The sequence below is a fragment of the Pseudoalteromonas sp. ESRF-bin5 genome (assembly GCF_002632075.1).
In the GTDB taxonomy this organism is placed as follows: domain Bacteria; phylum Pseudomonadota; class Gammaproteobacteria; order Enterobacterales; family Alteromonadaceae; genus Pseudoalteromonas; species Pseudoalteromonas marina.
The window spans coordinates 1-10,882 of the sequence record NZ_NTLW01000263.1 but is presented as its reverse complement, the minus strand read 5'-3'; the positions used below and the strand labels follow the sequence as shown (position 1 = coordinate 10,882).

At 41.1% G+C, this 10,882-nt stretch carries 9 protein-coding genes and 2 rRNA genes; 8 read left to right on the top strand and 3 right to left on the bottom strand.

Annotated elements, in window-relative coordinates; translation table 11 throughout:
* Together BCG07_RS16305 and rrf are read left to right on the top strand one after the other, a co-directional pair.
* Positions 1 to 243: ribosomal RNA gene (locus BCG07_RS16305) — 23S ribosomal RNA — on the top strand; the annotation flags it as partial.
* Positions 244 to 388: 145 nt separating this feature from the next.
* Positions 389 to 503, top strand: a 5S ribosomal RNA gene (gene rrf / locus BCG07_RS16300).
* Positions 504 to 1,094: 591 nt separating this feature from the next.
* On the opposite strand, the gene BCG07_RS16295 is transcribed toward rrf, so the two are convergent.
* From BCG07_RS16295 to hslR, 3 genes are all read right to left on the bottom strand, one after another.
* Complete coding sequence (locus BCG07_RS16295) at positions 1,095 to 2,633, bottom strand: phosphoenolpyruvate carboxykinase (RefSeq protein WP_286891124.1); 1,539 nt, start codon at positions 2,631 to 2,633, stop codon at positions 1,095 to 1,097.
* A 267-nt stretch (positions 2,634 to 2,900) separates the two neighbouring features.
* The gene (gene hslO, locus BCG07_RS16290; RefSeq protein ID WP_286891123.1) at positions 2,901 to 3,746 is read right to left on the bottom strand and encodes an Hsp33 family molecular chaperone HslO; all 846 of its coding nucleotides are present in this window, start codon (positions 3,744 to 3,746) and stop codon (positions 2,901 to 2,903) included.
* 12 nt (positions 3,747 to 3,758) lie between these two features.
* On the bottom strand, positions 3,759 to 4,181 hold the full coding sequence (gene hslR / locus BCG07_RS16285) for a ribosome-associated heat shock protein Hsp15 (protein ID WP_058405243.1): 423 nt from the start codon (positions 4,179 to 4,181) through the stop codon (positions 3,759 to 3,761).
* 213 nt (positions 4,182 to 4,394) lie between these two features.
* Between hslR and gspC the strand changes: the two genes are divergently transcribed.
* The 6 genes from gspC to BCG07_RS16255 form a co-directional block, all read left to right on the top strand.
* On the top strand, positions 4,395 to 5,336 hold the full coding sequence (gene gspC, locus BCG07_RS16280) for a type II secretion system protein GspC (protein ID WP_286891122.1): 942 nt from the start codon (positions 4,395 to 4,397) through the stop codon (positions 5,334 to 5,336).
* 23 nt (positions 5,337 to 5,359) lie between these two features.
* Positions 5,360 to 7,423 (top strand): type II secretion system secretin GspD, encoded by a 2,064-nt coding sequence (gene gspD, locus BCG07_RS16275; protein ID WP_203985815.1) that lies wholly within the window; start codon positions 5,360 to 5,362, stop codon positions 7,421 to 7,423.
* The gene (gene gspE / locus BCG07_RS16270) at positions 7,416 to 8,981 is read left to right on the top strand and encodes a type II secretion system ATPase GspE (protein WP_006794632.1); all 1,566 of its coding nucleotides are present in this window, start codon (positions 7,416 to 7,418) and stop codon (positions 8,979 to 8,981) included. The genes gspD and gspE overlap by 8 nt, the downstream gene beginning before the upstream one ends.
* A 2-nt stretch (positions 8,982 to 8,983) precedes the next feature.
* The gene (gene gspF / locus BCG07_RS16265) at positions 8,984 to 10,219 is read left to right on the top strand and encodes a type II secretion system inner membrane protein GspF (protein WP_006794633.1); all 1,236 of its coding nucleotides are present in this window, start codon (positions 8,984 to 8,986) and stop codon (positions 10,217 to 10,219) included.
* Positions 10,220 to 10,297: 78 nt separating this feature from the next.
* Complete coding sequence (gspG, locus tag BCG07_RS16260; protein WP_006794634.1) at positions 10,298 to 10,720, top strand: type II secretion system major pseudopilin GspG; 423 nt, start codon at positions 10,298 to 10,300, stop codon at positions 10,718 to 10,720.
* Positions 10,721 to 10,769: 49 nt separating this feature from the next.
* Positions 10,770 to 10,882, top strand: a 113-nt coding sequence (locus tag BCG07_RS16255) for a type II secretion system protein (RefSeq protein ID WP_286891125.1), incomplete at its 3' end; no start/stop codon positions are given.

Here is a 10,882-nt window from a genome sequence, read left to right as displayed (position 1 = left end):
AGGACCGGAGTGAACGAACCGCTGGTGTTCGGGTTGTCATGCCAATGGCATTGCCCGGTAGCTACGTTCGGAACTGATAAGCGCTGAAAGCATCTAAGCGCGAAGCAGGCCTCGAGATGAGTTCTCACTAGACTTTTAAAGTCTCTGAAGGGCCGTTGAAGACTACAACGTTGATAGGCAAGATGTGGAAGTGGTGTGAGCCATTAAGCTAACTTGTACTAATTACCCGTGAGGCTTAACCATACAACGCCAAACGCGTTTTGTGTGACAGTTAAGACAGAAGTTAATATAACTAAAGTAGATATTACTTAGAAAGACTTAAAAAATATTATCAGATATTTTCCAGATTCAGTTAGTGCGTAGAAATACGGATTAACGCCCAAATTTGCTTGGTTACAATAGCGTTTTGGACCCACCTGACTCCATGCCGAACTCAGTAGTGAAACGAAACAGCGCCGATGATAGTGTAGCATTTGCTATGTGAAAGTAGGACATTACCAGGCTTCAAATTGTAGAAAGCCGCTTCAGAAATGAAGCGGCTTTTTTACGTCTGCAGGAAAGCAATCTTCAGTATTCCCTTCTCTAAAGCGTAGCGTCTGTTGAGCAAAGCGCCTCTTTGTAAAGAGTGTTTTGGCTCTCCACCGCTGTGGACACCAAGACATTCTACTGCGTAGCGCATCGACTTCAAATTGTAGAAAGCCGACTAGAAATAGTCGGGCTTTTTTACGTCTGCAGGAAAGTAATCTTCAGTATTCCCTTCTCTAAAGCGAAGCGTCTCCCAAACGAAGCGCCTCATTGTGAAGAGTGTTTTGGTTATCTAATACATTACCAGATGATGACGCAGAATTAGCTCTTTGGCTCTTTAGCGCAGGGTACAGCAAAGCTGTTATCCTACTCTAAATGAAAGAAAGTCCGACTCGAAAGAGTAGACTTGTATTTGACTGTAAACCTTTAACAGTTTTGCTTGTGGTGTTGGAGTGTTCTATCTTATGTGTACGGTTATTTATTAAAGAAACTTAGTTGCTGGGGTAAAAATTAGAATCAAAAACGCCAACTCAAGGTTGGCGTTTTAATTATGAGGCTAAAGGTTACTTTTAAGCTTTAGGGCCTGCATTTTTAATGTCGTCAGATACGTCGTATTTCGCAAAGTTTTCTGTAAAGTCAGCAGCCAATTTCGCTGCATATTCATCATACTTAGCCTTATCTTCCCATGTATTTATAGGATTTAGAAGGTTGCTATCAACACCTGGAACTGCAACGGGTACGTCTAGGTTCAACGCATCTATATGTTGAGTCTCAACACCGGCCAATTTACCAGACACTATGGCGTCAATTACAGCACGTGTAGTTGGTATATCAAAACGCTTGCCGATACCGTAAGGACCGCCAGTCCAGCCAGTATTCACTAGGTAAACTTTAGCACCAAACTCACGAACACGTTTCATAAGAAGTTCTGCGTAAACACCTGCAGGACGCGGGAAGAACGGTGCCCCAAAACAGGTTGAGAATGTAGATTCTATATCGCTTGTTGAACCGATTTCAGTTGAACCTACTTTTGCTGTATATCCGCTTAAGAAGTGGTACGCGGCGGCTTCTTCACTTAGTACAGATACAGGAGGTAATACGCCACTTACATCGCATGTTAAAAATACAACAGCTTTGGGCTCGCCAGCACGATTTTCTACTTTACGTTTTTCAACATGTTCTAACGGATAAGCTGCGCGGCTATTTTGAGTTAAGCTTGTATCGTTAAAGTCTGGCACACCTTTATCATCAAGTACCACGTTTTCTAATATAGTACCAAAGCGGATTGCATCCCAAATAACAGGTTCATTCTTTTGTGAAAGGTCGATACATTTTGCGTAACAGCCGCCTTCGATATTAAATACGCTCCCAGGTGCCCAACCATGCTCATCATCACCGATTAGGAAGCGAGTTGGGTCAGCTGATAACGTTGTTTTACCAGTACCCGATAAACCGAAGAATAATGCTGTGTCGCCAGCTTCCCCAACGTTAGCCGAACAGTGCATTGGTAATACACCTTTAGCTGGTAATAAGAAGTTTTGAACTGAGAACATCGATTTTTTCATTTCACCGGCGTAGCGCATACCCGCAAGCAATACTTTACGTTGTGCAAAGTTAATAATTACGGTGCCATCGCTGTTAGTTCCATCACGCTCTGGCTCACATACAAACGAAGGTACGTTCATCACCTGCCACTGCGGTAAGTTTGAAGCGTTATAGTTTTTAGGTTCAATAAACATGTTTTTGGCAAAAATATGATGCCATGCAGTTTCTGTTGTAACAACTACAGGTAAATAATGCTCTGGGTCTGCGCCAACTTCTAGGTGAGAGGTGAAGTGGTCATTACTTTGCACATGTGCTTCTACGCGGGCCCACAAAGCATCAAATTTGTCAGCATCAAAAGGACGGTTTACATTGCCCCATTGAATTTCATTTTGTGTTGTCGCTTCTTGTACAATAAAACGATCTCGAGGTGAACGACCAGTTCGTTTTCCTGTAATGGCTACGAAAGCACCATTTGCGGCTAGAGTTCCTTCGCCACGGCGGATCGCATGCTCGACAAGTTCAGCTGCGGTTAAATCGACAAAACGTGTAGCGCTTGTAATCATGTTTATACCTAACTATGTGTGAGAGTTTGAACGGGATAGCTCTGGGTGAATAGTGCCCTTTAGCTGTAATGATAGTAACAGAAGGTTTTGAGATATTCGAGCCTGTAAAGCCTCTAAAAACACATATATTTGCAAAAAAACATGAATAATTTCAATGATACCGGTGTCATTGAAAAGTCACTTTTTATGACACCGGTATCATCTTTTTATAATATAAAACCGCATATTTTGCGGCTTTATACAGTCGGATTAGCTGAGATGAGGTTTTTAATTAAAAATGCTTTTAATGTCTTGCTCATTAAAGGCATATTCTTTTAAGCAGTAATGGCAGTTAATATTAACGCTGCCGTTTTTTGCGACATCATCGAGCAGTTCTTGTTGTCCTACATTAACTAATGCGGTGATTGTTTTATCACGACTACAGCCACATTTGAAACGTATACTTTGCGGTTCAAAAACGCGTGGGTTATCTTCATGATACAAACGAGTTAAAATTGTATTTGCATCAAGGTTTAATAACTCTTCATCTTTTATCGTATTACTAAGTGCTTCTAAGTGGGCAAAATCTTCAATCGACTTTTGTTTATCAACAGGCAGTACCTGTAAAAATAAACCACATGCTTTGGCGCTGCCTTCGGTTGTATTAGTCGCAAACCATAAACGAGTTTTTAATTGCTCTGATTGCTCAAAGTAACTTTCAATACATTCGCTTAGCGTGTCGTGTTCTAAAGGGACTATGCCTTGGTAGCGTTCACCTTTGTCTGGGGTAATAGTAATAACCATATAGCCATTGCCGATTAATTCTTTGACGGTACTGCCAGTCAACTCACTTTGTAGACGAGCAATACCACGCATATTTTGTTTATCGTCACCATTTATTACTGCATATTTAACGGGTCCGTCGCCTTGAAGTTGCACGGCTATCTCGCCTTCAAATTTTAATGTAGCTGTCAGTAAGCAAGTGGCAACTAATAGCTCACCTAGTAATGCTTTTACAGGCGCGGGGTAATTATGGTTGGCAATCATTTCATTGTAGGCACTCTCGATTTGAACGAGTTCGCCACGAACATCTAGTTCGTTGAATAAATAACGGTGAAGTAAATCTTGTTGCATGAGCGGCTATACCTAACTTAATTTCATTTTTAAAAGTTCGCGTCTTTGCTTTTTATCGGGTTTTTTATCCGGATGAGGCGCAAAAAAACTGTTATTTTTACGTGCGATGCTGTTTTCTTCGCGTTTAGCAATACTGGCATCAGATTCTTGGTACAAGGTCTGAGCAATGGGGGCGCTTTGTCGTTTTTCAAGCACTTTGATGATAGTCACTATCTTTTCATCTACACCTTGAGCGAGTTTCACTACCGCACCAACCTCGACTATTTTGCTCGCCTTTGTTCGTTGTCCATTATAATGCACTTTACCACCTTGTACCATTTCCCTTGCTATAGCACGTGTTTTATAAAAGCGGGCTGCCCACAACCATTTATCTAATCGAACTTTTAGATTATCTATGAGGTCAGAGTCTTTATTACTATTGCTTTTTTTACTCATAACGTATTTGTACCTGCAGTAATTTATTATCTAAAATTTACCACGAAATCTATCTAGGATGAAGGTATTACAGTGGGTGTTGCTTTTTTGTTCAAGTAAATAGAAGTTATTCATTCTGTTTACAAAGTTTAATATTAGTGTGCTTGTTGAATGAAAAATGAAAGGGTACTATGGGGACGCGCTTACGCAGTAAATTAAAAAAGAACACTATTTATGGAACAGCAAATTCAACGACTAAAACACATTTTAACTCGATTGCCGCATGCTAAATTAAGTGCATTAGTCACGCTGTTAGTTGTTGTTTACCTTGCATTTTTGTTATCAAAACTGGTTTGGCTATTATGGCCTAAACCTCGAATAACTTTACTTACCCCCACTCAGTTTACAGCACAGTCATCGGGAACAAGTAATAATTCTGCGCAACGTATTGTTGAACAGTTTTTGTTTGGTAAAAAAACGGTAACAAACAGCGCTAATACTGCAAAACAATCACAAGTTATTAATAATGCCCCTGAAACACGTTTAAGTATTAACTTAACAGGCATAGTGGCTGTAAGTAATGATGATAAAGCAGGCGTTGCAATTATTGAATCACAGGGCAAGCAGGTTAGTTACCTGGTAGATGAAGTTGTATCTGGGACGCGCGCAAAAGTAGCGCAAATACTTCCTGACCGTGTCATTTTAAGTGTAAATGCTCGGTTTGAAACGCTAATGCTTGATGGACTCGATTTTACCAAAACAGTCTCTATGCCGGTGCTCGCTGCAAAAGATGAGCAAGAAATGGGGCCGCAACGATTAGATGATAGTGAAGAACAAATAAATGCGACTGCAGACCCAGAAGTAAAAGAAGCCATTATAGAAACACGCGAAGAATTATTAGAAGAACCCGGTAAGCTTTTTGATTACATACGTGTATCTCAAGCAACGAGTGAAGGCGAACTCATTGGTTACCGCTTAAGTCCGGGAAAAGAACCCGCACTATTTAAGCAAATGGGATTAAAAAATAACGATTTAGCTGTTTCTATCAACGGCTATCAATTAACGGATTTAAAACAGGCTATGTCAGCCATAAACGAGCTGCGCAATAGCACCGATGCTACTATCACCATTGAGCGTGATGGTGAGCAAATAGATGTGCAATTTAGCCTGCAATAACTTAGCTTTGGAGTTTTAACATAATGGTTCAGGTGCTACACCTCACAAAAATTAAAAAAGGGTTAGCTAAGTACGCAGCACTTTTTTTGGCGGCAAGTATTTCTTTGTCTGTTTCTGCAGTTGAATATGCAGCAAACTTTAAGGGTACTGATATCAACGAGTTCATTAATATTGTTGGTAAAAACCTTAATAAAACGGTGATTATAGATCCCAACGTGCGTGGTAAAGTGAATGTACGTAGCTATGAGTTAATGGATGAAGATCTTTACTATCAATTCTTTTTAAATGTATTAGAAGTTTACGGCTACTCAGCTGTTGAAATGGATAATGGCATTATTAAAGTAGAAAAAAGTTCTGATGCTAAAAAATCGAATGTGCCACTAATTACTGAAAACAGTTCTGCATCGGGCGATATGATGATCACCCGTGTGGTGCGCGTAAAAAATGTAAGCGTGCAAGAACTAGGACCATTAGTTCGTCAATTTAGCGATCAAAAAGATGGTGGCCATGTTGCTAACTTTAATGCTGCAAACGTAATGATGTTGACTGGCCATGCTGCATCAGTAAACCGCTTAGTGGAAATTATTCGTTCAGTTGACCAAGCCGGTGATAAGCGTGTTGATATTGTAAAGCTTAAATACGCAACGGCTGATGATGTTGTTTCTGTAGTAGAAAATATTTATAAAGATAGTGGCAAAGGAAGCGTACCAGAATTTTTGATTCCTAAAGTCGTAGCCGACGGCCGTACCAATAGCGTAATTGTAAGTGGTGAAGGGCAAGCCCGCACACGTGCAATCGAGCTAATTAAGCGTCTTGATGGTGAGCTTGAAAGCCAAGGCAACACTAAGGTGTTTTATTTAAACTATGCCAAATCGGAGGACTTAGTTAAGGTTCTTCAGGGTGTAAGTAAGTCGTTAACCGAGGAAGCTCAAGGTAGCGCAACTAAAACGCGTTCGCGTAGTAACAACGAAACCAGCATTGAGGCACACCCAGAGTCAAACTCACTAATAATTACTGCACAGCCAGATACTATGCGTTCATTAGAATCAGTTATTGAGCGATTAGATATTCGTCGCGCACAAGTATTAGTTGAAGCAATAATTATTGAAGTAATGGAAGGTGATGGCGTTAATTTAGGCTTGCAGTGGATTTCAGAGCAAGGTGGCATGCTGCAGTTTAATAATGGCACAACGGTACCTGTTGGGTCGTTAGCTGTTGCAGCAGAGCAAGCTGCAGATCAAACAGTAACTAAAACAATTATAGGTACAGAGTCTGGCACGGTTACACCTTACACAGAAACGACAGAAGGTGACTACGGGCCGCTTGCATCATTACTTAGTGGTATTAATGGCTTGGCACTGGGCGTTATAAAAAACGACTGGGGCGCAATTATTCAGGCTGTAGCAACCGACACTAACTCAAATATTTTGGCAACGCCTTCAATTACCACCATGGATAACGAAGAAGCCTCTATTTTAGTGGGTCAAGAAGTACCTATTATTACCGGATCTCAAACAGGCACTAACAATAGCAACCCATTTCAAACGGTTGAGCGTCAAGAAGTGGGTATTAAACTTATTGTAACGCCACAAATTAACGATGGCTCAGCGGTACAGCTAACCATTGAGCAAGAGGTATCGAGTGTAAGTGGTGCAACTGCGGTTGATATTTCAGTGAACAAACGCGCTATTAAGACAACGGTTATTGCCGATGATGGCGGTATGGTTGTTTTAGGTGGCTTAATAGACGAAGACGTTCAAGAAAGTGTGTCTAAAGTTCCATTATTAGGTGATATTCCTGTTTTAGGGCACCTATTTAGGTCAACAAACACGACTCGCCGTAAGCGTAACTTAATTGTATTTATCCGCCCAACGATCATCCGTGATGGGGTGAGCATGAATAAGTTAAGTTTTAACAAGTATAACTTTATTCGTGGTGAGCAAACTAAGCAGCAAGAAGATGGTATTGATTTAATGCCAATGACCGATACCCCTGTATTGCCTGAGTGGAATGATGAGCTAGTGCTTCCGCCAACTTATGAAGAGCATTTACGTAAACAAAATGCACAAGAGCGTAAAGATGACTAATGCGATACAAGAGATAAACCAAGACGTGGTTCATCCTAATACGCATAGTGCAGATGAGCCCTTAGCTGATGACGTACTCGTTGAGTTACCAGCAAAACGTTTACCATTTTCGTACGCGCGACGTGCGGGTGTTTTGCTCAGTGAATATCAAGGCCAAACTACCGTGTACTTTCGTGGTGAGCTTGATTTAGATGTATTACTTGAAGTGCGCCGAATCGCAGGTCATGGCTTTAAATTAGAGCAGCTTGATGATGACAAGTTTGAATTGTTACTAGAGTCATCTTACCAACGTGATAGCTCTGAAACGCAGCAAATGATGGAAGATATTGGCAACGAAGTTGATCTGTTTTCTTTAGCTGATGAGCTCCCGCAAACTGAAGATTTATTAGCTGGTGATGACGATGCGCCCATTATAAAACTCATTAATGCCATGCTTAGCGAGGCCATTAAAGAGGGGGCGTCAGATATTCATATTGAAACGTTCGAGCAAGAACTTGTGATTCGTTTCAGGGTTGATGGAGTTTTAAAAGAAGTACTAAAGCCAAATCGGAAACTTGCCTCATTGCTTGTATCGCGTATTAAGGTAATGGCAAAACTCGATATAGCTGAAAAGCGTATTCCGCAAGATGGTCGTATTAGCTTGCGTATTGCAGGACGTGCAGTAGATGTGCGTGTATCAACCATGCCGTCGAGCTTTGGTGAGCGAGTAGTATTACGTTTACTTGATAAGAACAATGCTCGCCTAAACCTAGAAGATTTAGGTATGACTCCAAAAAACCGTGAGTTGTTTGCTGACTTAATTAGTAAGCCGCACGGGATTATTTTGGTAACAGGACCAACGGGTTCTGGTAAAAGTACCACCTTGTATGCAGGTATGAGCCAAATAAATTCTCGCGATCGTAATATTCTGACTGTAGAAGATCCTATTGAATATGAGATCCCAGGTATTGGTCAAACGCAAGTAAATACAAAAGTAGATATGACGTTTGCAAGAGGGTTGCGTGCTATTTTACGTCAAGATCCCGATGTTGTAATGGTAGGTGAAATACGTGATCTTGAAACTGCCCAAATAGGGGTTCAAGCATCACTTACTGGTCACTTAGTTATGTCTACACTGCATACAAATACGGCGTCTGGTGCTATTACTCGAATGGAAGACATGGGCGTTGAACCGTTTTTGCTTTCTTCATCGTTATTAGGTGTTTTATCTCAGCGCTTAGTGCGTACGTTGTGCAACAGCTGTAAAGAAGGGCATGTGGCAGACGAACGTGAATGTCAGCTTTTAGGTGTACCATTTGAGAGCAAGCCAACGATTTACCGTGCAATAGGCTGTGAAGAATGTAACTTTAATGGTTACAAAGGTCGTACTGGTATACACGAGTTACTTGTTGTAGATGAAACAATACGAGAAATGATCCACAACGGTAAAGGCGAGCAAAGTGTAGAAAAATACATTCGCACTCATAGCCCAAGTATTCGCCAAGATGGTTGCAGCCGTGTGCTTGCAGGAAAAACCACGCTTGAAGAAGTGCTGCGTGTTACCCGTGAGGAAGGCTAATAATGGCTGCGTTTGAATATCGGGCATTAGATGGCCGCGGCAAAGAAAAAAAAGGTATTTTAGAGGCCGATACCGCCAAGCAAGTTCGTCAGCTTCTGCGCGATAAAAGCTTAACCCCTTTAGAGGTTGTGCCTGCGGCTCAGAGTGATAAACAGGTAAAGGGTGAGAAAGCACCTTTATTTGGTAGCCTTTTTAAACCAAGTATTTCTACATCTGAGCTCGCGCTCATCACACGCCAGTTAGCAACGTTAATTCAGTCAGCATTACCAGTTGAAGGTGCGGTAATGGCGGTGGCTGAGCAGTGTGAAAAACCACGTTTAAAACGTATGTTAATGTCGGTTCGTTCAAAAGTTGTTGAAGGCTATACCCTTGCTGATGGTATGAGTGAGTTTCCCCATGTGTTTGACGACTTATATCGTTCAATGGTGGCTGCGGGTGAAAAGTCAGGGCATCTTGACCAAGTACTTAATCGCTTAGCTGATTACACCGAGCAGCGTCAGCATATGCGTAGTCAAATAACACAGGCTATGGTTTACCCAACTATTCTAGTTATTTTTGCTATTGGTATAGTGTCGGTTTTATTAGGTACAGTTGTTCCTAAAATACTAAAAACCTTTGAAAAAACTAAACAAGTATTACCTTGGACCACCGAGTGGGTAATGGCTGGGAGTCATTTTGTACAAAATTACTGGTTTATTAGCCTACTAGCCATCACCGGCATTGCGATTGGCATTAAGTACGCATTAAAAAAACCACAAGTGCGCTTTTGGTGGGACGACCGTGTGCTGCACATGCCGGGTATTGGTAAGGTGGCTCGTGGTATTAATACCGCTCGCTTTGCTCGTACATTAAGTATTTTATCTTCAAGCTCTGTGCCACTACTTGAAGGAATGCGGATTTCTGGCGATGTACTCGTAAACGAAAAAATCAAGAAGTCGGTAGCCGACGCAGCTGACAGAGTAAGCGAAGGTGCAAGCCTTAGAGCGGCCTTACAGCAAACTAAATTATTCCCGCCGATGATGCTACATATGATCGCCAGTGGTGAAAAATCAGGTGAGCTAGAGCAAATGCTAGAGCGTGCAGCGAATAACCAGGACCGTGAATTTGAAAGCATGGTTAACGTATCGCTTAAGTTATTAGAGCCTGCAATGATTGCATCTATGGCTGTTATCGTTTTATTTATAGTTATGGCCATTTTGCAGCCTATTATGGCAATGAACAAAGCCGTTGGGCTCTAAATTTAAATAGTTTTTATATATTAATGGTTTTACCTAAACCATTTTTGCTTAGTGTTTTTAGAATAATGAGGTAATTACGTGAACAAACAATCAGGTTTTTCTTTACTAGAAGTAATGGTGGTACTGGTTATCATCGGGATGATTATGTCTATTGTTGCGCCAAATATTATGGGCCAACAAGAAGAGGCCGCTATTGATAAAGCGCATTTAGATATTCAGCAGCTTGAAGATGCGATGAGCTTATATAAGCTTAAAAATAAAAGTTACCCAAGCACAGAGCAAGGTCTTGAAGCGTTAGTGACTAAAACGTCTATTGAGCCTGTTCCAAAACGTTTTCCTGATGGCGGCTTTATCAGCGAATTACCAGAAGATCCATGGGGTAATACATACTTATTAATAAGCCCAGGTGAAATTGGTAAATTTGATATTTTCTCTATGGGACCAGACGGTGAAGTCGGTACCGACGACGACATTGGTAACTGGGATGAAGAAAAGCAGTAATGAGTCAGTCTACTGAGCTTAACCTAAATGTACTTTTTGAAGACTTACTATGAACGTAGGTCTTCAATCAATACACAAGAAAAAGGGCTTTAGCTTAATCGAGATTTTAGTTGTATTAGTGGTTATCGCTTTTGCAACAAAAATGGTGGTATACAGCTTAGA